The 22725-nt window shown below is 73.2% G+C and carries 22 protein-coding genes and 1 tRNA gene; 9 read left to right on the top strand and 14 right to left on the bottom strand.

All coding sequences use genetic code 11. From position 1 onward, the window contains the following. Positions 1–8: 8 nt before the first annotated feature. The 4 genes from RT054_RS01495 to mraZ all read right to left on the bottom strand — a co-directional run bounded on the left by RT054_RS01495 (position 9) and on the right by mraZ (position 4631). Positions 9–1979, bottom strand: a complete 1971-nt coding sequence (locus RT054_RS01495; protein ID WP_312719668.1) for a penicillin-binding protein 2 — start codon at positions 1977–1979, stop codon at positions 9–11. 385 nt (positions 1980–2364) lie between these two features. After that, positions 2365–2793: a hypothetical protein gene (locus RT054_RS01490; RefSeq protein WP_312719666.1), complete on the bottom strand. Its 429-nt coding sequence runs from the start codon at positions 2791–2793 to the stop codon at positions 2365–2367. Beyond that, on the bottom strand, positions 2790–3743 hold the full coding sequence (rsmH, locus tag RT054_RS01485; RefSeq protein WP_396837182.1) for a 16S rRNA (cytosine(1402)-N(4))-methyltransferase RsmH: 954 nt from the start codon (positions 3741–3743) through the stop codon (positions 2790–2792). Before rsmH ends, RT054_RS01490 begins: the two co-directional genes overlap by 4 nt. 456 nt (positions 3744–4199) lie before the next feature. Beyond that, positions 4200–4631 (bottom strand): division/cell wall cluster transcriptional repressor MraZ, encoded by a 432-nt coding sequence (gene mraZ / locus RT054_RS01480; protein ID WP_312719662.1) that lies wholly within the window; start codon positions 4629–4631, stop codon positions 4200–4202. Between the two features lie 471 nt (positions 4632–5102). Here mraZ and RT054_RS01475 point away from each other — a divergent pair, with 471 nt between their 5' ends. The 8 genes from RT054_RS01475 to RT054_RS01440 all read left to right on the top strand — a co-directional run bounded on the left by RT054_RS01475 (position 5103) and on the right by RT054_RS01440 (position 13711). Next, positions 5103–6095 carry an AAA family ATPase gene (locus RT054_RS01475; protein ID WP_396837175.1) on the top strand — a complete coding sequence of 331 codons (993 nt, stop codon included), beginning with the start codon at positions 5103–5105 and terminating at the stop codon, positions 6093–6095. A gap of 2 nt (positions 6096–6097) precedes the next feature. Beyond that, a complete protein-coding gene (locus RT054_RS01470; protein WP_313021753.1) occupies positions 6098–7396 on the top strand; it encodes a DUF58 domain-containing protein in 1299 nt (432 codons plus the stop codon). A gap of 20 nt (positions 7397–7416) precedes the next feature. Further along, positions 7417–9663: a DUF3488 and transglutaminase-like domain-containing protein gene (locus RT054_RS01465; protein ID WP_313021751.1), complete on the top strand. Its 2247-nt coding sequence runs from the start codon at positions 7417–7419 to the stop codon at positions 9661–9663. An 80-nt stretch (positions 9664–9743) separates the two neighbouring features. Then, positions 9744–10829 (top strand): metal ABC transporter substrate-binding protein, encoded by a 1086-nt coding sequence (locus RT054_RS01460; protein ID WP_312719658.1) that lies wholly within the window; start codon positions 9744–9746, stop codon positions 10827–10829. After that, positions 10826–11566: a metal ABC transporter ATP-binding protein gene (locus RT054_RS01455; protein WP_312719656.1), complete on the top strand. Its 741-nt coding sequence runs from the start codon at positions 10826–10828 to the stop codon at positions 11564–11566. Before RT054_RS01460 ends, RT054_RS01455 begins: the two co-directional genes overlap by 4 nt. Then, entirely contained in the window at positions 11566–12624 is a 1059-nt protein-coding gene (locus RT054_RS01450; protein ID WP_312719695.1) for a metal ABC transporter permease, read from the top strand. Before RT054_RS01455 ends, RT054_RS01450 begins: the two co-directional genes overlap by 1 nt. A gap of 227 nt (positions 12625–12851) precedes the next feature. Beyond that, complete coding sequence (locus RT054_RS01445; protein ID WP_312719655.1) at positions 12852–13253, top strand: transcriptional repressor; 402 nt, start codon at positions 12852–12854, stop codon at positions 13251–13253. Positions 13254–13294: 41 nt separating this feature from the next. Further along, positions 13295–13711 (top strand): low molecular weight phosphatase family protein, encoded by a 417-nt coding sequence (locus tag RT054_RS01440; RefSeq protein ID WP_313021749.1) that lies wholly within the window; start codon positions 13295–13297, stop codon positions 13709–13711. A 335-nt stretch (positions 13712–14046) separates the two neighbouring features. Here the strand turns inward: RT054_RS01440 and RT054_RS01435 are convergent. The 5 genes from RT054_RS01435 to RT054_RS01415 all read right to left on the bottom strand — a co-directional run bounded on the left by RT054_RS01435 (position 14047) and on the right by RT054_RS01415 (position 16241). Continuing rightward, positions 14047–14119, bottom strand: a tRNA-Ala gene (locus tag RT054_RS01435). Between the two features lie 41 nt (positions 14120–14160). Further along, complete coding sequence (locus RT054_RS01430) at positions 14161–14862, bottom strand: histidine phosphatase family protein (protein ID WP_313021748.1); 702 nt, start codon at positions 14860–14862, stop codon at positions 14161–14163. Beyond that, positions 14859–15251: a ribosome silencing factor gene (gene rsfS, locus RT054_RS01425; protein ID WP_313021747.1), complete on the bottom strand. Its 393-nt coding sequence runs from the start codon at positions 15249–15251 to the stop codon at positions 14859–14861. Before rsfS ends, RT054_RS01430 begins: the two co-directional genes overlap by 4 nt. Positions 15252–15348: 97 nt before the next feature. Further along, positions 15349–15963, bottom strand: a complete 615-nt coding sequence (nadD, locus tag RT054_RS01420) for a nicotinate-nucleotide adenylyltransferase (RefSeq protein WP_313021745.1) — start codon at positions 15961–15963, stop codon at positions 15349–15351. Between the two features lie 17 nt (positions 15964–15980). Continuing rightward, positions 15981–16241 (bottom strand): hypothetical protein, encoded by a 261-nt coding sequence (locus tag RT054_RS01415; RefSeq protein ID WP_312719649.1) that lies wholly within the window; start codon positions 16239–16241, stop codon positions 15981–15983. A gap of 53 nt (positions 16242–16294) precedes the next feature. Between RT054_RS01415 and RT054_RS01410 the strand changes: the two genes are divergently transcribed. After that, positions 16295–17803, top strand: a complete 1509-nt coding sequence (locus tag RT054_RS01410) for a glycosyltransferase (RefSeq protein ID WP_313021743.1) — start codon at positions 16295–16297, stop codon at positions 17801–17803. A gap of 156 nt (positions 17804–17959) precedes the next feature. Here RT054_RS01410 and RT054_RS01405 read toward each other — a convergent pair whose 3' ends face one another. The 5 genes from RT054_RS01405 to RT054_RS01385 all read right to left on the bottom strand — a co-directional run bounded on the left by RT054_RS01405 (position 17960) and on the right by RT054_RS01385 (position 22612). Next, positions 17960–18655 (bottom strand): class I SAM-dependent methyltransferase, encoded by a 696-nt coding sequence (locus RT054_RS01405; protein WP_312719646.1) that lies wholly within the window; start codon positions 18653–18655, stop codon positions 17960–17962. A 43-nt stretch (positions 18656–18698) separates the two neighbouring features. Next, entirely contained in the window at positions 18699–20027 is a 1329-nt protein-coding gene (locus RT054_RS01400) for a glutamate-5-semialdehyde dehydrogenase (protein ID WP_313021742.1), read from the bottom strand. A gap of 244 nt (positions 20028–20271) precedes the next feature. Beyond that, entirely contained in the window at positions 20272–20775 is a 504-nt protein-coding gene (locus tag RT054_RS01395) for a GNAT family N-acetyltransferase (protein WP_313021741.1), read from the bottom strand. 69 nt (positions 20776–20844) lie between these two features. Next, positions 20845–21972 (bottom strand): glutamate 5-kinase, encoded by a 1128-nt coding sequence (gene proB / locus RT054_RS01390; protein ID WP_312720674.1) that lies wholly within the window; start codon positions 21970–21972, stop codon positions 20845–20847. Between the two features lie 208 nt (positions 21973–22180). Then, positions 22181–22612, bottom strand: coding sequence for a hypothetical protein (locus tag RT054_RS01385; RefSeq protein ID WP_313021739.1), 432 nt, complete (start codon positions 22610–22612; stop codon positions 22181–22183). Positions 22613–22725 lie beyond the last annotated feature (113 nt).

The raw sequence follows: 22725 nt of genomic DNA, 5'->3' as shown, positions 1-22725 counted from the left end.
CGCCGAAACTACCCTCCCGCGGCGTCGGAGGGGGAACCGTTCGAGGCCCCGGGCGTGGAGGAGGGCGACTCCCCGCCGTCCCCGGAACCGCCGGTGCCGTCGGTCGTCGCCCCGGGCGTCCCCGCGGAGCCCGGCGAGGACGTCGCGGGACGGTTGTCGGAGGTCGAGGTGGGCGTACGCCCGCCGACGGGGGCGCCGGGAGGACGGATCGCACCCGGACGCGGGCCGTGTTCGGGGATGCCGTTCTCGACCTCGAACTTGTCGAGGGGGTAGTGCTGCGGGACGACCGGCCCGGGTCGGGCACCGGCCTCCTTGAGCGCGAACGACATGATGTCGCGGAACACCGGGCCGGCGACGGTGCCGCCGTAGATCGGATGGCCCTTGCCCGGTCGGTTGACGATGACGGCCACGACGTACTGCGGGTTCTCGGCGGGGGCGTAGCCGATGAAGCTCGAGACGAACCCGCCCTTCATGCGGTCCTCGGCCGTACCCGTCTTGCCGGCGATCCGCACCCCGGGGATGGCGGCGGTCTGAGCCGTCCCGCTCTCGCTCACCACGGTCTCGAGCATGCGGCTCATCTCCTCCGACGCCGCGGCGGGCAGCACCCGCACGGGCTCCGGCGCCGGAGCAGGCGTGAAGCGCCCGTCCTCGTCGTAGGTGCCCTCGACGAGGGTCGGGGAGATGCGTTCACCCTTGTTCGCGATCGCCTGGAAGACCCCGGCGTCCTGCACGGCGGTCACCCCGATGCCCTGTCCGAACATGATCGTGTACCACTGCGTCTGGTCCCACTTCGACGACGGGTCGAAGAGCCCCGCGCTCTCTCCCGGGAACCCCACCGCGGACTTCTCGCCGACACCGAACTTGCGGTAGTAGGACTCGAGGGTCGCCTTGCTCATCTGCTCGGCGATGAGGATCGTGCCGATGTTGCTCGACTGCGCGACGATGCCGGCGGTCGTGAGGTCGAGGGTCTCGTGCTCGTGGCTGTCGCGGAACCTCTGGTCGGAGCGCTTGAGGCGGTTGGGCACCTCGTACACCGTCGTCGGGGTCGTCTTGCCCTCGGCGAGTGCCGCGCCGATCGACATGACCTTGGCCGTCGACCCCGGTTCGAAGGTCACCTGGAACGGCAGGCTGCCGAAGGCCTGGGGCTTCTTGGACCGGTCGGCCGGATCGAAACCGGGGTATTGAGCGGCGGCCCGCAGGCGCCCCTGACGGTCGAGGACGACCGCGTACCCGGACTCGGCCTCCAACTCCCTGACCTTCGCCGAGATCGCCTCGTACGCGACGTACTGCAGGTCCTGGTCGATGGTCAGCCGCACGTTGCGGCCCGGCACCGCGGGCTTGATCGTCTGCTGTCCGAGAGGGATGACGCGGCTGTCGCGGCTGATCTCACGGACGGCCTCACCGGGTGTCCCGGTGAGGGGGCGGTCGAGCAGGTATTCCAGTCCACCACCGGCGTGCGCGGCAGTGCCGTCGGGCCCCACCCAGCCGACGAGCGGCGCGACGGGCTCCCCTCCCGGATAGGTGCGGACCTGTTCCTCGGTGGCGGCGACGCCCGGGATGTCGAGGGCGCTGACCTGGCGCCACACCGAGGGCTCGACGTGCTTGGCGAGCGTCGCGCCGAGATCGGTCCCGGTGAGGCGCTCGCGCACGTCGCTCTCGCTCATGTCCAGCAGCGGGGCGAGCGCGGCGGCCGCGCCGTCGATGCCGACGACGCTCCGCTTCCTCGTCGCAGGATCACGGACCGTGTACCGCGGCACGAGGTTCTGATCGACGAGGATCGTGCGGCGTTCGACGCTCGCGGCGAGGACGACGCCGTTGCGGTCGAGGATCACCCCGCGGCGCGCCGGGAGGTCGGTGCGCTCGGAGCGCACCTCCAGACCCTCGGCGGCGATGCGGCCGGCGTCGATGACCTGGAGCCGCACGAGCTGCGCCGCGAAGAGCGTGAAGACGAAGAGCGTGGCGATGAACAGCGCGCGCACGCGTCGCCGCGCCGTCGGTGAACTCGACGTCGTCGACGCCCCACGTCCGGCCCCCACCCGGGGTCCGGGCCTCCGCCCGCCGCCACCGCCGCCGGATGCCCCGCGACCGCCGCCGGCGCCACGACCACCACCGCCGCCACGACCACCGCTGCCACGACCACCGCCGGCACGGCCACCGGCACCGGCATCCGTGGGGGCGTCGTCGTGCTCACGGTCCCTGCGGGGGCGGGAGCCGGAGTCGGGCCGTGCGGGGCGGCCGCCGTCGCCTCGCCCCGCACCGCGTCCGCTCGTTCCTCCGCGCGCCGTCGCACGTCGACCATCGCGGGGCGTCCGGTCCGACGCGCCGCGAGAGGTGTTTCTCCGTCGCGTCTGCACCGTCACGACGTCAGTTCCCTCCGGTGGTCCCGCTCGGGGCGGGGGCCGGCACGGGTTTCCCCGTGAGCGACCGGTCGGAGACGTCGAGGAACACCGGGACCGTGCCCGGCACCATGCCGATCTTGCGGGCCTCCCTCGCCAGGTGGCTCGGGGACTCCAGCACCGCGAGCTCCTCACGGAGCTGTTGCTCGTCCTCCTGCAGCATCGCGGCGCGCGTCTGCAGGTCGTGGAGCTGGTAGGCCCCCTGGGCGAGGGACATGTTGATGAGCAGGAGCGCCATGAGCCCGGCCGCGAGCAGCATCGAGCAGAACAGCGCGAACGGGAGGGTGCGGGGCGGGGCCTTGACCGGCGCGGTCGGGGGAACGACACGCAGCTCAGGACGCGCCGGGGCAGGCCGCCGCGGCGCCCGTACGGCCGTCGTCGTCGCCATCTGGCTCATCGTCTGCTCCCTCGTGTCCGTGGTCCTGCATCCCCCGGTCGAATCCGTTGTGCGGCCCGCAGTTTCGCGGACGCTGCACGCGGATTCACCTCGACCTCCTGCGCCGAGGGTTCCTCGGCCCCCCGTGTCAACAGCCGGAGACACGCCCGATGCTCGGGCAGCTCGACCGGCAGCCCGGGCGGGGCGGAACTCCTGCTTCCGGCGCTCAGAACTCTCTTCACCATCCTGTCCTCCAACGAGTGGTAGGAGAGGACAGCGACACGCCCGCCAAGGCCCAGAGCATCGATCGCGGCGGGCACCGCGCGCTCGAGGACGCGCAGTTCGGCGTTGACCTCGATGCGCAAGGCCTGGAACGTGCGTTTGGCAGGGTGGCCGCCGGATCGCTGGGACGCGGCGGGTACGACCGATCGTAGGAGATCGACGAGCCGCTCGGAACGCGTCCAGGGCTCCTTGTCGCGCTCGCGCACGATCGCCGAGGCGATGCGGCCGGCGAAGCGCTCCTCCCCGTAGTCGCGAAGGAGGCGGGCGAGGTCGCCGTGGTCGTAGGTGTTGAGGACGTCCGCGGCGGTCTGTCCCGCGCCCTGATCCATCCGCATGTCGAGCGGGGCGTCGGCGCGGTAGGCGAATCCACGGTCGAGGGCGTCGAGCTGCAGCGAGGAGACGCCGAGGTCGAACAGCACCGCCTCGACGGTGCGCAGACCGAGGTCGTCGAGGACCTCGGGGATCTCGTCGTAGACGGCGTGGACGGCGGTGAACCGGTCGCCGAAGGCGGCGAGGCGCTCGCCGGCGAGCCGCAGGGCCTCGGTGTCACGGTCGATGCCGACGACCCGGGCCGCGGGGCAGGCCTCGAGGAGCGCCTCGGCGTGACCGCCCATGCCGAGGGTGGTGTCGAGGACCACTCCCCCCTCCGCCACCGCGGGGGCGAGGAGTTCGACGATGCGATCGCGCATGACCGGGACGTGCCGTTCGCCGGCCGGACCACGGCTCGGCGTGTCCCGCGCCGCGTCGGTCCGCGGGGTCGCGTCCTGCCGGGTCGCGGTCTGCTCGGGCGCGTCCTCGTCGGTGGCGTCCGTCATCGGTGCCTCCTCTCCCTGCTCGTGCTCTGGCTGCTCGGGTCGTGCCGGACGGGTCGTCTCGTGTCGTGCGGGTCGCGTCGTGCTCCGACCAGGACTGCGACGCCGGACCGTATCCATCGATCCTGGGCGTGTGCTGCGCGGCCGGTGACGAGCCCTGGGGTCGGGGCCCCACCCTCTCGCTCCGCCCGAGACCGGGGAAGGGATCTCGGGAGGCGGTCGGTCGGCCCGGGGACGGGGAAGAGTCCTCGGGACGAACGTCGAGTGGGGTGGAGACCCGGCGCCAGGGAGGCGTCGGTGGTGACGACGAGCCGCGCTGCGGCGACTCCGGCGTCAGAGCAGCCCGGGGATCACCTCCTCGGCCTGGTCGGCGAAGGCCTGTTCGGTGGATTCGAGGTAGGCGTTCCACGCGGCGGTGTCCCACAGCTCCACACGAGAACCGGCCCCGATGACCGTGCATTCGCGGTCGAGGCCGGCGTACTGCCGCAACGCGGGCGGGATGGTGACCCGCCCCTGCTTGTCCGGGATCTCGTCGGAGGCCCCGGAGAGGAACACGCGGAGGTAGTCGCGAACGGCCTTGCTCGTGACCGGAGCCGCACGGAGGTCGTCGGCGACACGCACGAACTCCTCCATGGGGAAGACGTAGAGGCATCGTTCCTGCCCGCGGGTGACGACGAGGCCGCCGGCGAGCTTCTCGCGGAACTTCGCGGGAAGGATCAGTCGGCCCTTGTCGTCGAGGCGCGGGGTGTGGGTACCGAGGAACATCTCCGCACCTCCCCTTCGCCCTGTGCACCGATGTGCCTGTGCGCCGAACTGCTCCCTGGCCCACCACTTTACTCCACTTCACCCCACCGGAACACCCTCCGACGCGCTCACGACGCGCCGATGTCGACATCAGCGCAGGTCAGCTGCGTGGAGGGCGTGGGGGATCCCGGGGAGGGCGATCGCGGCGCGGACGCGTGCGGCGTGACCGGAACCGCGCCCGAGGACCGGGTCGCGGCCGGCGAGGCCCCGGGGCGACGGGTGGGTGGGGCGGAGTGGAGGGCCCCGGGGTGCACGAGAGGGCGCCGGAGGGAACCGGGGACATCGACCGTCCCGACCTCCCCCGGGGGGCCGGGAACCTCGGAGGGCGAGCGCGGCGGGCCGCTCGTGGGGCACCATCGTCGGAAGGGGTCCCGACCTTCCGCGTCCGCCAGGGCCCCCGATGGACGTCACCGACAGAGAGACGAGATCCGCGTGGACCGCGTGACCCCCACCGCACCGACGATCGAGGACGCGAGCGCCCGCGACCAGCCTCTCGAGGTGGCGCGACGGCTCACCCGGACGGTCGCCGACGCGATCGACGAGGTCATCGAGGGGAAGCACGACGTCGTCGACCTCGCGGTGACCGTGCTGTTCGCCGGAGGCCACCTCCTCATCGAGGACGTCCCCGGCGTCGGCAAGACGAGCCTCGCCAAGGCCCTCGCGGCGGCGATCGGCGCCCCGATGCGGCGGATCCAGTTCACCCCGGACCTGATGCCGAGCGACATCACGGGGGTGAGCATCTACGACCCCGACACGCGGGAGTTCCACTTCCGTCCCGGCGCGATCTTCTCGACGGTCGTCGTGTGCGACGAGATCAACCGGGCGACACCGCGCGCGCAGTCCGCGGTGCTCGAGTGCATGGAGGAGGGCCAGGTGACCGTCGACGGGCGCACCTACGGCCTGGACGCCCCCTTCTTCGTCGTCGCCACCCAGAACCCCTTGGAGATGGCGGGCACCTACCCGCTGCCCGAGGCGCAGCGCGACCGGTTCATGGCCCGGATCGCCATGGGCTACCCCGACGGCGACGCCGAGGCGGCCATGCTCGCCCATCACGCGGGGTCGACCCCCGTGTCACCGGCCGCGGTGACGACGCCGGCCGAGGTCGCCGCCACGATCGGGGCGATCGCCACCGCCGTCCACGTCTCCGAGGCCGTGCGGCGCTACGTCGTCGCCGTCCTCGAGGCCACCCGGGAGTCCTCGGAGCTGCGGCTCGGGGCCTCTCCCCGCGCGGGCCTGCACCTCGTGCGCGCCGCGAGGGTGCGGGCGGCCGCCGGCGGGCGCGACCACGTGCTCCCCGACGACGTCCAGGACATCCTCGTGCCCGTCCTCGCCCACCGCGTCCTTCCCGCGGGACAGAGGGTGGCCCACGACGACCAGACCGCCGCCCGCGCCGTCCTGTCCGCCGCCGCCCACGTGAGGCCCTGACGGTGAGACCTCGGTTCACCGGCCGTGGGTCCGCCCTCCTCGGGGGCGGAGGCGCCCTCACGGTCGGCGGCATCGTCCTCGGGGTGCCGGACCTCGTGCGGTGGGGAGCCGCCGGCCTGGCGATCGTCCTGCTATCGGCCGCCTTGGTGACCATGCCTCGACCTCGGGTCGACGTCGAGATCACGAGACTCTCCCTGCCGCTCACCGCCGGCGCGCCCGCCGCCCTGGTCATGGGTGTGCGGCCACGAGCGTGGACGCCGCCGGGTGACGTGCGCCTCGTCCTGCCACCCGGCCTCGGCGGCGAACGCACCTGGGCGACGATCCCCCTCCGGCTGCCCTTCCATCAGCGGGCCTGGACCATCACCCTCAACGTCACGGTGAGGCCGCATCATCGCGGTCTGCATGTCCTCCCCCCGGTCGTGGTGCGGGCCGAGGACCCGTTCGGGCTCGCGACGAGCGGGGCCGTCGTCGGGACTCCGAGCCCGGTGCTCGTCCTCCCCCGCCTCCACCCGCTCGGTGACCTCCGACCGGTCGAGACCATCGACCCCAGCGGTTCCGTCCCCGCCCGTCCGAGACCGGACCCGGAGGCGGCGGACATGACGGTGCGCCCCTACGTGCCCGGGGACGACCTGCGGCGGGTCCACTGGACTCTCAGCGCCCATCGGGGAGACCTGATGATCCGGCAGGAGGAACCGACCGGTTCCTCCACCCTCCTCCTCGTCCTCGACCCCCACCTGGCCCGTCCCCAGCAGCCCGTCATCCTCGAGTGGGCGGTCGAGTTCCTCGCCTCGGCGACCGTGGCCCTCGCCGAGGCCGGGATCCCCGTGTCACTGCTCGCCCCGGCCCCCTCGCCCCGCACGCCCGCGGCCGAGGCGCTCGGGCACCTCCCGCCCGGTCCGGCCGTCGGCGTCCGGGAGTCCCTCCGTCTTCTCGCCGTCACTCCGTCCCGGCCCTCCGGTTTCACGGGCAGCTCCGACGTGAGGGGACACCCCGCCCACTCCCACGTCCCGGACCCGGAGCGGTCGTGGGGAGCGGAGATCCGCGCCGCTCGACAGGTCGTCCTGCTCACGGGGGACCGCGACCTCGGTCTCACCCGCGCCCTGCTGTCCTCCCTGCCGCCGGGGGGCCGCGGCACCGCCGTCGTCGTCGCCGCCCATCGCGGTCCCCTGCCCGTCGTCGGTCCCGCCCGCGACGGTGGGTGGGAGGTCACGGTGGCCCAGCCCACGACCCCACCCGCCGACGTGTGGGCCGAGGCCCTCGGGGAGGGCCTCACCGCAGGCGCCCGGCGGTGGGGACGGTGAGCACCTCGGGCCGACCGGTCATGAGGGACCCCGGCGGCACCGCGGGGGCCCCGGCGCAGCCGCAGGTCGGGATCATCGTCGCCGTGGGCGTGTGGACCTCGGCGCTCGCGCTGGGCCCGCTGTTCACCACCTCGCCGTGGTGGCCCACGACCGCGTGGACCTCGCTCGCGGTCGTCGCCGCCGGCGCCGTCACGCGGCCGAGGTCTCGGGCCGCGGCCCCCTTCGCCCAACTCGCGGCTCTCGTCGTGGCGATCACGGTCGCCTTCCTGCCGGGCACGGCCTGGTTCGGCGTCATCCCCACGCCCGCCTCGGCCGGCCTCGCCCGCGAGCTCACGGCCGAGGCGGCGACGACGATCGCGACGAACCCCGCCCCCGCGCCCGGCACACCGGGGGTCGCGTTCGCGATCACGCTCGTCCTCACGCTCGTCGTCATCGCCGCGGACACCGTCGCGGCCACCCTGCGTAGGCCCCTGCTCGCCGCGATCCCGCTCCTGTTGCCCTCCCTCACCACCGTCGCGGTCTCCGGGAACGACGCCCCGTGGGCGTCGTTCGCCGGCCCCGCCCTCGCACTCGCCGCCCTCCTCTACGTCGACCGGTCGATCGCGCAACGGCCCCACCTCGATCCCGCCGGCCAGGGGATCCCGCCGCAGGTCGACCCGCCGGTGCGGCAGCGGCCGACGCTCGCGACCGCCGTCGCCCTCGGCGCCGTCGTCGTCGCGACGCTCGCGGGGGCCCTGCCGACGATGACGACCTACGCGCCGCCCGGCGGCGGTCGGGGCGGAGGCCAGTCCGCCTCCGTGGGGTTCTCCCCCGACCCCGACCTCATCACCGACCTGCGCAGCGACGACCCGACGCCGGTGCTCACCTATCGCACCCAGGACGGCGCACCGCCCCCGCTGCGGGTCTCGGTCGCCGAACGCTACGCGGACGGGCGCTGGGCCCCCACTCCCGTCACCGCCGAGCCGACGACGACCCCGGACCTGCCCTACCCCTCCGGGTTGACCGTCGACGTCACCCAGCGCACCCTCACGGTCACCCGCACCCGGCTCGAGCCGCCCTATCTCGCCGCCCCCACCCCGCTCGTCGGCGGCACGGTCACGGGCGCCCGCTGGGCTCAGGACCCGGTGACCGGGGTCCTCGTGGTGGGCGACCGGCCCGAGCGGTACGAGATGACCTACGTGGTCCCCGCTCCCGGCATCCCCGATCCCACCGGCGATCGCGCCGGTCCTGCCGACCTCACCCCCGACGATCTCGACACCTCCTCGGTGACCCCCGCCGTGCGTGCGGCGCTGCGGGAGGCGACGCGCGGTGCGAGGACCGACCTCGAACGGGCCGCCGGCATGGAGGACTGGCTGCGCGACGAGACCCGTTTCACCTACTCCCTCGACCTGCCGCAACCACCGGGGGGTGACCCGGTCGAGACGTTCCTGCGCACGCGCACGGGGTACTGCACGCACTTCGCGACGACGATGGTCCTCATGGCGCGGGAGCTGGGGATCCCGGCCCGCCTCGCGACGGGGTTCCTCCCGGGCACGGTCCAGGGTGAGGAGCGGGTGGTCAGGGCCGACGACGCCCACGCCTGGCCCGAGCTGTACCTCGCCGGGTACGGCTGGACCCGATACGAACCCACCCCGTCGGTGCGGACCGGCGCCCCGGCGGGCGGTCCGCGACCGGTGCCGACCGACTCCCCCGAGGAGCCCACGCTCTCCCCGACGACCAGGCCGACGGCCACCCCCGAGCGCCGGAACGAGCCGACCGAGGCCGGCGCCGCCGACCAGAGCACCGGCACGGACGACGGGGGCACGGCGCGCCTCACGGGAGCCCTTCTCGCCCTCGGCCTGCTGCTGCTCGGCGCGGTCGGCGCCTCTCCGGCACTCGCGAGGGCGCGTCACGCGCGGCGACTGCGTCGCGCCGGGACGCCTGCGGGGCGCATCGACGAGCACTGGGCCCATCTCGAGCGACGCCTCTCCGACCTCGGTGTCACCGCCGCTCCGGAGGCCAGCGTGCGGGCACGTGGCGCGGCCTACCGTTCCCGCCTCGACGACCCGGACGCGCAGGACGCCCTCGACCGGCTCGTCACCGCCGTCGAGGCGGGTCGCTACCGCCCGCCGTCCTCCGCTCCCGACGATGCGGCCGCCGACCGCAGCGCCGACGACGCGCATCTCGTCGCCCGCGCCGCCCGCACGGGCGTGAGCCCCCGCATCCGCCGTCGCGCCCGGCTGTGGCCGTCCGACGGGCTGGCCTCGCTGCGCCGCCGCACGCGGTGAGGAGGGGGTCACCGCACGATCGCCGCCACCGTGCGCACATTGATTTGACAATCATTCTTAAGAAGTCGCAGGGTCGAGCCATGGGCCCACTCCGCCGTCACCGCACCCCGTCCGTCCGCGCCGCCGTCACCGCCGCCGTCCTCGCGTCCTCCGCAGCGCTCACCGCCTGCGGGAGTGACGCCGGCAGCGCCCCCGCACCCGGTGACACGGCGGGTGGCGACCCGCTCTCCGTGGTCGTCGGGTTCTACCCGCTGCAGTATGCGGTGGAGCGCGTCGGCGGCGACCGGGTCGAGGTCACGAACCTCACGCGCCCCGGTGCGGAGCCGCACGACGCCGAACTCACGCCCAAGGACGTCGCCGCCGTCTCGGAGGCCGATCTCGCGGTCCACGAGAAGCACATGCAACCGGCGCTCGACGCCGCGGTGAGCAGCGAGAACCCCGACAAGGCCTTCGACGTCTCCACCGTCGCGCAGCTCGACGCCCCCGCCCCGGAGCCGATGTTCACGGTGGGCGGCGGCGAGGACCACGCGCACGACCACGCCCACGACGGGCACGACCACGACGGCCACGTCGCCCCCACCGGGGGGACCGGCGAGGCCGCGACCCCCGGGCAGGAGTCCCCCGGCGACGGCCACGACCACGACCACGGCACGATGGACCCCCACTTCTGGCTCGACCCGGTGCGGTACGTCGGGGTGGCCGAGGCGCTGAGCACGCGCCTCACCGAGATCGACCCCGAGGGCAAGGCCACCTACGAGGCCAACCTCGCGGCGCTGAAGAAGGACCTCACCTCGCTCGACCAGGAGTACCGGACGGGACTCACGACGTGCCGGAGTCGTACCCTCGTGACGGGCCATGCCGCGTTCGGGTACCTCGCGTCGCGGTACGACCTCACCCAGGCCGCGATCAGTGGTCTGTCGCCCGAGTCCGAGCCGGACCCGGGTCGCCTCGCGGCCGTGGCCGACTACGCGAAGAAGAACGACGTGAAGACGATCTACGCGGAGACCCTCTCCAGCCCGGCCGTCGCCGAGACGGTCGCCCGGGAGACGGGCGCGAAGACCGCCGTCCTCGACCCCATCGAGGGGCTGACGAAGGACGGCACCGACTACCTGTCGATCATGCGCACCAACCTCACGACCCTGCGCGAGGGTCAAGGCTGTTCATGACCAGATCCCGCCACGGGAACGGGGGCTCCGCGACCACGCCGGGAGCCCCCGTTCTCGACCTCGTCGACGCCTCGTTCGGGTACCGGCACCGCCCGGTCGTCACGGGCGCGACCCTCACGGTGCGCGCCGGGGAGCGCCTCGCCGTCATCGGCCCGAACGGCAGCGGCAAGTCGACCCTCGTCAAGGGCGTCCTCGGGCTCAACGACCACCTCGGCGGGGAGGTCCGGTTGTTCGGCACGCCGATGGCGCGCTTCCGGGACCGCCACCTGCTCGGCTACGTGCCGCAGCGCCACACGGTGTCGGCCACCGTGCGCGCCACCGCGACCGAGATCGTCGCGAGCGGCCGTCTCCCCCGCCTCGGTCTCCTCGGCCGACCGGGTCGGGAGGATCGTCGCGTCATCGCCGAGAGCCTCGCCCTCGTCGGTCTGGACGACGACGGTCGACGGGAGGTCGCGGACCTCTCCGGCGGGCAACAACGCCGCGTCCTCATCGCACGGGCCCTCGCCGCCGAGCCCGAGGTGCTCGTCATGGACGAGCCGACCGCAGGGGTCGACGCCGCGAATCAGCAGGTGCTCGCCGAGGTGCTGCACCGGCTCGTCGACCGTGGTGTCACGCTCGTCGTGGTCACCCACGACATCGACCCGCTCGCCTCCCTGCTCACCCGGGTCGTCACCGTCGACACCGGCCGGATCCGCGAGGACGTCCCCGCCCCCGCGCTCGCACCTCGAAGGCCGTGATGGTGGACCTCCTCTCCTACGACTTCATGCAACGCGCGCTGCTCGCCGCCGTGTTCATCGGCATGGCCGCGCCCATGGTCGGGATCTTCCTCGTGCAGCGTCGACTCACGCTCATCGGTGACGGAATGGGCCACGTCGCGTTCGCCGGTGTCGCCCTCGGCGCGGTCACCGGCACGCAGCCAGTGTGGACGGCGCTCGTCCTCGCCGTCGCCGCGGCGGTCGTCATCGAGCTCATGCGGGCTCGGGGCAGCGCGACCGGGGACACGGCGCTCGCGATCATGTTCTACGGCGGCATCTCCCTCGGCGTCGTGCTCATGAGCCGGGCGCCCTCGGGCGGGCGGAGCATCCCCGCCTACCTGTTCGGGGCGATCTCGACGACCCGGGACGCCGACGTGTTCATCTTCGCCGGGCTCGCGATCGCCGTCGCGGTCGTCACGTGGGTGCTGCTGCCGCGGCTCTTCGCGGTGGCCAACGACCCGGAGTTCGCGCGCGCCTCCGGCCTGCCGGTGCTCGCCCTCAACATCACGCTCGCCGTGCTCACCGCGGTGACCGTCGTCGTGTCGATGCGGGTCGTGGGTCTGCTGCTCATCGCGGCGCTGATGATCGTGCCGAACGCGGCCGCGCAGGTGGTCGCGCGCAGTTTCGCCTCGGCGATGGGGCTGGCCGTCGTCATCGGGCTCGCGTGCAGCACGGTCGGCGTCGTCGCGTCGTTCCAGCTCGACACACCCTCGGGAGGCACGATCGTCGTCCTCGCGGTGCTCGTCTACGCCGTGCTCGCGCTCGTCGACGTCACCGTGGGAGCCGTCCGCGGACGGCGACTGCGCCGGGCGCCGGGCCACGACCACGCCCACGCCCACCCCCACGTGCACGGGAGCGCCGACTGTGCGCACCCGGCCGTCCGCCACGAGGACCACTACGACTACGTCCACGACGGCCACCTGCACTCCCCCCACGACGACCACTACGACGAACACGGCCCGATCGACCAGAGCACCGACGACGGCCACGGCCCCGGTCACGCCCCGACGCACGAGGCGAGGTCGAGGGCGGGGTCGTGAGGCCTCCCGCCCCACCCCCGCCGGGGGGAACTTCGCCCCGGCCCCTCGATGACGACGCTCCTTGGGGCTGACCCCGTTCGGGGGGGATGGAGGGGAACGCCGCGGCCGGTCCCAACGCGGACGCGCCACGCCCACGCATTCACCCCGCTCCCCGGCGGGGCGGCGGCTCCCGATAAGGTGAGGAGGCTGTCGGCGGCACCACCATTCGGACACCTGAGGGGGCGAGGATGACGACCACGGGACCGAGAAACACGCGTCAGCGTCGCGCCGTCGAGGAGGCCCTGCATCGCACGGGTGACTTCGTGTCCGCCCAGGAGCTGCACCTCTCGCTCCGCAAGGCCGGCGAGGGGGTCGGGCTCGCGACGGTCTACCGCACGCTGGGGCTGCTCGCGGAGGCGGGCGGCGTCGACATGATCCGCGCCGAGGACGGCGAGGCCCGCTACCGGCTGTGCGCCTCCGAGGAACACCACCACCACCTCGTGTGCCGCACGTGCGGGCGCACCGTCGAGGTCGAGGAGCCCGACGCCGAGCGGTGGGCCGAGCAGATGGCCGCCGCCCACGGGTTCACCGACGTCTCCCACACGCTCGAGATCTTCGGCGTCTGCGCCGACTGCACCGCGTCGGCCTGACGCGCTCACCGCCCCAGGAGATGTCGCCCCAGGAGATGTCCATGAGCCACACGCCGTCCGTCCTCTACGTCTGCGTCAAGAACGGTGGGAAGTCGCAGATGGCGGCCGCCCTCATGCGGCAGCTCGCCGGCGATACCGTCACCGTCCACTCGGCGGGGACCCGCCCCGGTGGGGCGATCAACGAGGAGTCACGCGCCGCGCTCGAGGAGATCGGGGCGAGCGTCGAGGGCGAATACCCCAAGCCCCTCGACCGTGCTCTGCTGGATTCGGTCGACCGCGTCGTCGTCCTCGGCACCGAGGCCGTCATCGAGGAGACCGGATCCGCCCCTGTCGAGGTCTGGGAGACCGACGAGCCCTCCCTGCGCGGCATCGAGGGTGCCGAGCGCATGCGCCTCATCCGCGACGACATCCGCCGCCGCGTGACCTCCCAGCTCGAGGATCTCCGTCGCCCGCAGTGAGGCACCCGCGCGTCTCGCCGACGCCCGGTCGGGGGGGGGGGGGGGGGGGGGGGGGGGGGGGGGGGGGGGGGGGGGCGCGCCCCGAGCGCGCTGAACTCCTCGGGGTCGAGGCGTCAGGATGGCGGAAGAGTCATCGACCGGGACGACACGCCTGCAGCGTGACGGCGGCAGAGCACGCCGGCATTCGCATGACTCCCCCGGTCGCCCCCGGCCCACGACCGACCTCGTGACGCCCCGGCGATCTCGACGCCGACACCCTGCCCCCGGGGCCGCAGACGACGAGGCCCTGACGAGCCACCGATGAACGGTGGACCGTCAGGGCCTTGTGCGTGCGGTGGAGCTGAGGGGATTCGAACCCCTGACCCCCTCCATGCCATGGAGGTGCGCTACCAACTGCGCTACAGCCCCGTTCTCAGTCGGGCCTTGCGACCCGTGAGCACCCGATGAGTTTAGCCCCGGGGCGTCTGGGCTCCAAATCGGGCGCCCTGCCGGGAGTCGACGGGTGGGGTGCGCAGGTTCCAGCCGACGAGGCGCCACCGGTCCGTACCGGGTGCGGTCTCCCGCAGCTCGGCCCAGTGACAGTTGCCGAGGCCCTCGAGGATCCCCCACGACGCCTCGCGGTCGAGGCCGAGGAGGTCCCCCGTGAGCGCCCTCGCGGACACGCCGTGCGTGATGAGGAACAGCGTGCCGCCCTCGGGCAGGTCGCCGAAGAGGTCGGTACAGGCGGCGTGCATCCGGTCGGCGAGCTCGCCGTAGGTCTCGCCGTCGACGCCGCGACGGAAGTCCTCCGTGCCCGAGAGCAGCGTCGGGGCGTCGGGGAAACGTTCGGTCATCTCCGCCCGCTCCAGCCCCTGCCACTGGCCCACGTGGATCTCGCGGAGTCGCGGGTCGATCCGGACCTCCCGCCCCGGGCAGGCGGCGGCGATGATCTCGGCCGTCACCCGGGCCCGCTGCAGGTCGCTCGAGACGATGAGGTCGGGCTCGTAGGCCGCGAGCTCACGAGCGGCCTCCTCCGCCTGCGCGAGGCCGTCCTCGGAGAGAGGGGAGTCGAGATGGCCCTGCCAGATGCCGCGGGCATTGTGGTCGGTGACCCCGTGCCGCACGACGACGAGACGTCGGATCGGGCCCGAGGTCACCACGGCGGGACTCACGCCTCGATCGCCTCGCCCTCGCTGCGCGCGCCGAGGCCCTCGAGCGGCACGATGGGGCAGTCCTTCCACAGTCGCTCGAGCTGGTAGAACATCCGGTCCTCCGCGCGCATGACGTGGACGACGATGTCACCGAAGTCGAGGAGCACCCAGTGCCCCTCCCGTTCCCCCTCGCGGCGCAGCGGCTTGACGCCGCTCTCGTGCATCGCCCGCTCGACGGCGTCGACGATCGCCTGCACCTGCCGGTCGGTGGGCGCGGAGGCGATGACGAAGACGTCGGTGAGGGCGAGGTGCCCGCTCACGTCGATCGCGACGATGTCGGTGGCGAGCTTGTCGTCGGCCGCCTCGGCGGCCAGTCGAGCCTGGATGAGAGCCTCGGGCGTTGCAGCCACGCGGTGTGTCTCCTTGGTGATCGAGGGTGGAGAGGGTGATCGGGGGCGGCGGACGACGGCGCGAGCCGGCGCGGCCTCGCGACGCTCCCCCGGAACGTCAGGTGAGGGCGGAGCGCAATGCCCTCGGGGCCTTGAGCCGGGGGGTGCCCGGTCGACGGTAGAGGTCGTACTTGTTGATGTACTGCACCACCCCGTCGGGGACGAGGTACCAGACCGGGGCCCCGTCGCCGACGCGCGTGCGGCAGTCGGTGGAGCTGATCGCCATCGCGGGGACCTCGGTGAGGGTGACGCCCTTCGACGGGAGCCCCTCGGCGCTGAGGTGATGCCCGGGGCGGGTGACCCCGACGAAGTGCGCGAGGTCGAAGAGCTCGTCGGCGTCCTTCCACGACAGGATCGCCTCGAGGGCGTCCGCACCGGTGATGAAGAAGAACTCGACGTCGGGGTTGTCGTCGCGCAGATCGCGGAGGGTGTCGATCGTGTACGTGGGACCCGGCCGGTCGATGTCGACACGACTCACGGAGAACCGCGGGTTGGAGGCGGTCGCGATGACCGTCATGAGGTAGCGGTGTTCGGCCGGGGAGACCCCGCCGGCGTCCTTCTGCCACGGCCGGCCCGTGGGAACGAAGATCACCTCGTCGAGGCCGAAGAGGTGCTGGACCTCACTCGCCGCGACGAGGTGACCGTGGTGGATGGGATCGAACGTGCCGCCCATCACGCCGATGCGCCTGGTCAGTGTCGGTGCCCCTGGTCGTGCGTGCCGGTGGCGCCGTGGCGGCCGCCGCGCTCGGGAGCGTTGCCGTGGGCGAAGTCGCCCTGGTCGGGACCGTGACCGCCTTCGATGAGGGTCTGCGCCGTGTGGCGGAACATCCACACGAAGAGCAGGAGACCGGCGAACACGCCGAGGGCGAGCACGCCGAACCCCCAGGCGGGCATGGGCAGATGCACGGGCGTGTGCTCGGCTTCGGTCACGAGCGTGAGGAACATCGACATGGGCACAGCCTACCGTGAGGTCGCGTCCAGGGCCGGTCACCTACCCTGTGCTCATGCAGCCAGAGTTGTCGGTCATCATCCCCGTCTACAACGAGGAGGAGGTGCTGCCGCTGCTCGCCCACCGGCTGCGACCGATCCTCGACGGCCTCGAGACGACCTATGAGGTCGTCGCGGTCGACGACGGCAGCACCGACGCCTCGGCCGTCATCCTCCAGCGCCTGCGCCGGGAGTGGCCGGAGATGCGCATCGTGCGGCTGCGCGCCAACGCGGGGCACCAGGCGGCGATCTCCGCCGGTCTCGCCCGGTCGCGCGGCGCCTACATGGTGACGATCGACGCCGATCTCCAGGACCCCCCGGAGGTCATCGTCGAGATGCTCCAGCTCGCGCGCAGCGAGGGCGTCGACGTCGTCTACGGCGTGCGCAACGACCGCAGCACCGACACGGCGTTCAAGCGCGGCACTGCGCGGGCGTTCTACGCGACGATGCGCGCGGTCTCCGGCACCGACGCCCCGCCGGACGCCGGTGACTTCCGCCTCATGTCGCGCGCCACGGTCGACGCCGTCAACGCCCTCCCCGAACACCACCGGGTGCTGCGGCTCGTCGTCCCCGCGCTGGGATTCCCCTCCGCGCAGGTCGCCTACAAGCGCGAGGAGCGGGCGGCGGGCCACAGCAAGTACCCGCTGACGAAGATGATCAAGCTGTCCATCGACTCCCTCACGAGCCACTCGATGGCGCCGCTGCGGCTCGCGACGTGGTGCGGTCTGCTCGGTGGGGTCCTTGCGCTGGTCATCCTCGTGTACGCGCTCGTGTCGGTGTTCAGCGGTCACGCCGTCGCCGGATGGGCCTCGACCGTCGTCACCGTCGCGGCCGTCGGCGCGATCCAGCTCCTCTGCCTCGGTCTCCTCGGCGAATACGTCGGGCGGATGTACACGATGATGCAGGGCATCCCCACGTACTTCGTCGCCTACGACTCCGCCGAGATCCGCCGCGAGTCCCAGACGACCACGGGCACGCAGCCCGCGCCGTCAGGGCCGGCGAACCTCCGTGGCCGGCCCGCGATCACCGGCGGCTCGAGCGCCGTGGCGGCGACCCCGAACGAGGAGGGTGTCGTCCCGACGGTCCGTGACGCCCGACCCGGGGAGCGCACGCTCGTCACGACGGACGACGGCGCGACCGATGCCGTGCGCCCCGACACCGCCGCGGCGACCGAGATCACCGACGTCACGCGTCCGGCCCCCGCGACGAGCGGTGCGGCTGACGAGCTGCCCGAGCGTGACGGGGCCGACGGCCCGGAGCCGAGGACGACCTCGGCGTCGGGGACGTCGTCGGAAGTCGAGGCCCAGGAGGCCCTGCTCGAGGCCGAGCGGACGGCCGCCCTCGCGGAGGGCACGGAGGTCCCCACCGACGCCCTCGTCATCGTCGGCGCCCGGGAGGACCGCTCCGGGGCCTCACGGACCACCCCGCCCACCTCGGTCCTCCCCCGCGTCCCGGCCCCGGCCGAGGACGGACGCCACGGCACCGGCCTGTCCGCCGAGGACCGGATGGCACGACGCCGGCACTGACCGGAGGCTTCGGACCCCGCCCCCCACCTTCCGGCACGATCCGAAACGCCAGCGCCCCGAACGCGAGACGCGCCGAACGACACGAGAGGCCGCCCCCGGCGATGGGAGGCGGCCTCTCGTGTCGTCCCGGGGCCTGTCGCCCCGGGACGCAGGTCCTCAGACCCGTCGGAGGTCGGCGAACAGCGTGACGCCGGGCAGCGACTTGACCCCCGGCACGTACCGCTCGGCGGTGACGATCGTGCGCAGCCCGAGGTTGACGATGGGGTTGAGCTCCTCGAGGTCGCTGCCGCTGCTCTTCTTTCGGCGCATGGCGACGACGGGGCGGAGGAGGACGTTCCACGACGTCATCGACCGCAGCTCGAAGCCCGGGCGGTCGAGGAGCGCGGTGAGGGTCTCGCGGGTGTAGCGGCGCAGGTGGTCGACGGCGACGTCGTGCTCGCTCCACAGCTTGGGGTCGCACGGCACCGCGACGAGGAACCGGCCGTGCGGTCGCAGGACGCGCATGACCTCCTCGACGCAGCCCTCGTCGTCGGCGAGGTGCTCGAGGACGTCGTAGGCGACGACGAGGTCGAGAGCCCCGTCGGCGATGGGGAGGCGGGTCGCGTCGGCGCGGATGACCGAGAGGCCCCGCTCCTCGGCGACCTCGGCACCGGGGGCACCGTACTCGAGCGGGATCGCGTTCCACCCGAGGTCACGCATCACGCGCGAGTTGCCGCCGCCGGCCGCGCCGATGTCGAGGGCCGTGCCCGGCGTCATCCCCTTGAGGGAGGAGGCGAGGATGTGGCGCCGCTCGCGGTACCACCAGTGGTCGTCCTCGAGTGCCGCGAGTTTACGGACCTCGGTGGCTTCCATCGCTTGCTCTTCCTCACTGCCGGGTGCTGGGGGACGTCCGACTCTATCGCGCGCGGGTGGGTGCGCCCGCCTCGCCCGGAGCATCGTCGCCACGGGTCTGACCGTCGCCCTCGACGATCCACGTCGTCGTCGTGAGTTCGGGCAGCGCCATCGGGCCGCGGGCGTGGAGTTTCTGGGTGCTGATGCCGATCTCGGCGCCGAATCCGAACTCGCCGCCGTCGGTGAACCGCGTCGAGGCGTTGACCATGACGACGGCCGCATCGACCCCCGCGGTCCAGCGACGGGCCGCGACGCGGTCGTCGGTGACGATCGCCTCGGTGTGGCCCGTGGAGTACCGGCGCACGTGCGCGAGGGCGTCCTCGAGGGTGTCGACGACGGCAACGGTCATCTCGAGCCCGTGGAACTCGGTGTCGTAGAGCTCCTCGGTGGCAGGCTCGACGGGGACCTCACCGGCGTGCGCGCGGGTCCGCTCGTCGCCGTAGAGGCGCACGGAGCGCTCGTGGAGGTCGGCGAGGAGGAGCGGCAGGAGGTCGCCCGCGCGGTCGGCGTGGACGAGAAGGGTCTCCGCGGCGTTGCAGACGCTGGGTCGGTGGGTCTTGGCGTCGATGACGATGCGGCGTGCCATGCCCGGCTCGGCGGCGGCATCGACGTAGACGTGGCAGTTGCCGCTGCCGGTCTCGATGACCGGCACGACCGACTCCCGGACGACGGTCGCGATGAGCCCCGCTCCCCCACGCGGGATGATGACGTCGACGAGCCCGTGGGCGCGCATGAGCGCCCGCGCCGCCTCCCGCCCGCCGTCGTCGACCGAGGCGACCGCGTCCTCGGGGAGCCCCTGCGTCGACAGGACCCGACGGATGACCCCGACGAACGCCTCGTTGCTGCGGGCCGCGGCCGACCCGCCGCGCAGGAGCACCGCGTTCCCGCTCTTGAGCGCGAGCGCGGCCGCGTCGACGGTGACGTTGGGGCGCGCCTCGTAGATCATCCCGACGACGCCCATCGGGACCCGCACCTGCCGGATCTGCAACCCGTTCGGCAGCGTCGAGCCCCGGACGACCTCCCCGACCGGGTCGGGGAGCGAGGCGACCTGCCGCACGGCGTCGGCGATCGCCGCCAGGCGCGCCTCGTCGAGCCGCAGCCGGTCGAGCAGGGAATCGGGCAGACCCGCCTCGCGGCCCGCGGCGAGGTCGGCCTCGTTGCCGGGCAGGACCTCCGCGGCCGCCGCGTCGAGGGCGTCCGCGAGCGCCAGCAACAGGGCGTCCTTGCGGGCGCGGGTGAGTCCGGCGAGCACCCGGCTCGCCTCCCCCGCCAGGCGCGCGCGCCGCTCCACCTCGGCGGTGACGGCGGCGTCGACGGTGCTGGTCTCGGTCATCGGAATGCCTCTCGTGTGCGATGCGTCGGGGACGTCCTCGTCATGCGTCGTGGGACGTCCGGGGTGCTCGGATCCTGGCCTCGTCAGAGCCGGCGGTGTCGAGGCCGCGCGGTCCTCGAGCCGGGTGCCCGTCGGGCCGTGCCGCGAGTCGTGGTCGGCGGCGCGTCGTGCCCGGCGGTGTCGTCGGCGTCGTCGTCGGCGTCGTCGTGGTCGTCGGCGTTCGCGAGACCCGCGCCCGCACGACTCAGACGGTCTCGATGCGCCGGATGAACCGCGTCATGTACGGGCGGAAGCCGTTCTTCTCGATGAGGCCGAGGGCCTCCTCGTTGGTGGTGAGGGTCTCGATGCAGCAGAACCCGATCTCGCGGCGTTCGAGCTCGCGGCGACAGGTCGCCATGAGCTGGTGGCCGATGCCCTTGCCGCGGTGCTCGGGGTGGACGACGACGGTCTCGATGAGGCCGATCGAGTCCCCGAGGTTCATGGCCGCGCCGGAGTCGACGAATCGCAGTGCGGCGTAACCGAGCAGGCCGCCGTCGGGGTCCTCGGAGTCGGTGGCGAGGTAGATGACGCCCATCCCGTCGTTGATCCACGACAGGTAGTCCTGGTGACGCCGTTCCCAGGCCTCCTTGGGGTCGCGCACCGGCCAGTCCCCCGCCGCGTAGTCCCGGTACCGCTGGAGGAGGAGCTTCCACAGGGGCTTGACGCGGCTGACGTCCCGCACGTGGGCGCGCTGAATCGTGACGCTCATGCCCACGACGGTATCGAGGTGGAGGGCCCGGCGACGAATGCGCGGGCAACGGGATCCGGTCGGCGCCGATCAGACCAGCACGAGATGATCACGGTGGATGATCTCGCGGGCGTACTCCTCACCGAACACGTCCCCGATCCAGGCCGTGGATCGACCGAGGAGGCGCGGGAGTTCGTCGCTGCCGTAGGCCACGAGCCCACGGGCGACGCCGTGTCCACGCCGGTCGACCACCTCGACGGGCGAGCCCTCGTCGAAGACCCCCTCGATTCGGACGATGCCGGCAGGCAACAGGGAGGCGCCCCTGCCCCGCAGCGCCCGCACCGCCCCGTCGTCGACGACGAGCCGCCCGACGGGTTCGCTCGCGTGAGCGAGCCACAGCATCCGAGACGCGGGGCGCGTGCCGGTCGGGAGGAACACCGTGCCGACGTCGCGGCCGGTGAGGGCGTCGACGATCTGCGCGGAGTTCGTGAGCACCGTCGTCACGCCCGCGCCGGTGGCGATGCGGGCGGCCTCGACCTTGGTCACCATGCCGCCGGTGCCGACCTTGGAACCGGTTCCGCCGAGGCGGACCTCCGCGAGGTCCTCGCGATTGCGCACGAGGGGGATGCGGGCCGAGCCGGGCTCGTCCGGCGGGCCGTCGTAGAGCCCGTCGACGTCGGTGAGCAGCAGCAGTGCCTCGGCGTGGGTGAGGTGGGCGACGAGGGCGGCGAGACGGTCGTTGTCCCCGAAGCCGATCTCGTCGGTGGCGACCGCGTCGTTCTCGTTGACGACGGGCACGACGCCGAGGCGCAGGAGGCGACCGACGGCGCGCCGGGCGTTGCCGTAGTTCTGTCGGCGGATGAGGTCCTCGACGGTGAGGAGCACCTGTCCCACGGTGAGTCCGTGGGCCCCGAAGGCCGAGGTGTAGGCGGCGATGAGCGCCCCCTGGCCGACGCTCGCCGCCGCCTGCTGGGTGGCCAGGTCCCTGGGCCGGGAGGTGCGGCCGAGCGGCACGATCCCGGCGGCGATCGCGCCGGAGGAGACGAGGACGACGTCCGAGCCCGCGAGTCGGCGGGCGGCGAGGGCGTCGGCGAGGGCGGTGAGGCGTTCGACGTCGAGGACGCCCTCCGGCGTCGTCAGCGAACTCGACCCGACCTTGACGACCACGGTCCGCGCGTCGCGGACCCGGGCCCGCGCGGACGTCAACGCATCACTCACGTCGGCGAGACTACCGGCTGCCTCCTCACCCGCCCGCCGCTGCGTCCCCGCTCGGAGGCGCCGGCAGTGGACTCGGGGATCATGGCGCGGCACGAACTCCCGCAGCCCGGCCTCACCGCGACCGAAGTGCGACACGCCCTCGCGCGCACGACATCCCGCCGGCATGTCCCTCGATGCGCCACGCGTGGCCGCATCACGCGCGCCGTCGTCACATCGCGATGTCGATGCGACCGGAGGCCCGGGACTCCACGAACTGCACGGCACGCTTGAGCAGGGCGCCGGCGAACGGGTTGGCCTCCCCGAGCCCGAGCAGGCGTCGGTGGGTGCGGGAGAGGTAGTCGAGGTCGACCTCGCGGCCGGCGGGCAGGCGGCCGTTGTGACGGTCGGTGAGGATCTGGAACGCGAACGCCGAGAGGTCCTTCGGGTTGAGGATCTCGACGTTCTCGCCGGTCACGGCCCGGATGAGCGCCCGGTCGAGGACGGAGAAGCCGATCCCGCCGGCGTAGGCGCCATGCCCACCCCACTGGAGTCGCGGGTCCTCCTTGGCGCGGCTGGTGTTGGTCGCGGTGGCCCCCGGCGAGGGCGAGGCCACCACGGGGACCGCAGGCGGCGTGGGCATCCGCACGTCGAGCACGATCATCGTCGTTCTCCCCTCGTCTCACGTCCGTGTGGAACGCGGCAGGGAGGGGACCGACGGCGGTCTCCGCGTACGGTCAGCCTAGGCCAGGGGCGCGGTCCCGACCATGACACTTG

Origin of the sequence: Mobilicoccus sp. (assembly GCF_032060985.1) — a bacterium.
Lineage (GTDB): Bacteria > Actinomycetota > Actinomycetes > Actinomycetales > Dermatophilaceae > Mobilicoccus.
Note: the sequence above shows the minus strand (reverse complement) of the source record. Positions and strands in the feature narration are given on the sequence as shown.

Excerpts from the sequence above, each read along its gene's own strand:
- RT054_RS01490 (WP_312719666.1), bottom strand. The coding sequence starts at position 2,793 with ATGAGCCAGATGGCGACGACGACGGCCGTACGGGCGCCGCGGCGGCCT.
- rsmH (WP_396837182.1), bottom strand. The coding sequence starts at position 3,743 with ATGCGCGATCGCATCGTCGAACTCCTCGCCCCCGCGGTGGCGGAGGGG.
- mraZ (WP_312719662.1), bottom strand. The coding sequence starts at position 4,631 with ATGTTCCTCGGTACCCACACCCCGCGCCTCGACGACAAGGGCCGACTG.
- RT054_RS01465 (WP_313021751.1), top strand. The coding sequence starts at position 7,417 with ATGAGGGACCCCGGCGGCACCGCGGGGGCCCCGGCGCAGCCGCAGGTC.
- RT054_RS01460 (WP_312719658.1), top strand. The coding sequence starts at position 9,744 with ATGGGCCCACTCCGCCGTCACCGCACCCCGTCCGTCCGCGCCGCCGTC.
- RT054_RS01455 (WP_312719656.1), top strand. The coding sequence starts at position 10,826 with ATGACCAGATCCCGCCACGGGAACGGGGGCTCCGCGACCACGCCGGGA.
- RT054_RS01450 (WP_312719695.1), top strand. The coding sequence starts at position 11,566 with ATGGTGGACCTCCTCTCCTACGACTTCATGCAACGCGCGCTGCTCGCC.
- RT054_RS01445 (WP_312719655.1), top strand. The coding sequence starts at position 12,852 with ATGACGACCACGGGACCGAGAAACACGCGTCAGCGTCGCGCCGTCGAG.
- RT054_RS01440 (WP_313021749.1), top strand. The coding sequence starts at position 13,295 with ATGAGCCACACGCCGTCCGTCCTCTACGTCTGCGTCAAGAACGGTGGG.
- nadD (WP_313021745.1), bottom strand. The coding sequence starts at position 15,963 with ATGGGCGGCACGTTCGATCCCATCCACCACGGTCACCTCGTCGCGGCG.
- RT054_RS01415 (WP_312719649.1), bottom strand. The coding sequence starts at position 16,241 with ATGTCGATGTTCCTCACGCTCGTGACCGAAGCCGAGCACACGCCCGTG.
- RT054_RS01410 (WP_313021743.1), top strand. The coding sequence starts at position 16,295 with ATGCAGCCAGAGTTGTCGGTCATCATCCCCGTCTACAACGAGGAGGAG.
- RT054_RS01405 (WP_312719646.1), bottom strand. The coding sequence starts at position 18,655 with ATGGAAGCCACCGAGGTCCGTAAACTCGCGGCACTCGAGGACGACCAC.
- RT054_RS01400 (WP_313021742.1), bottom strand. The coding sequence starts at position 20,027 with ATGACCGAGACCAGCACCGTCGACGCCGCCGTCACCGCCGAGGTGGAG.
- RT054_RS01395 (WP_313021741.1), bottom strand. The coding sequence starts at position 20,775 with ATGAGCGTCACGATTCAGCGCGCCCACGTGCGGGACGTCAGCCGCGTC.
- RT054_RS01385 (WP_313021739.1), bottom strand. The coding sequence starts at position 22,612 with ATGATCGTGCTCGACGTGCGGATGCCCACGCCGCCTGCGGTCCCCGTG.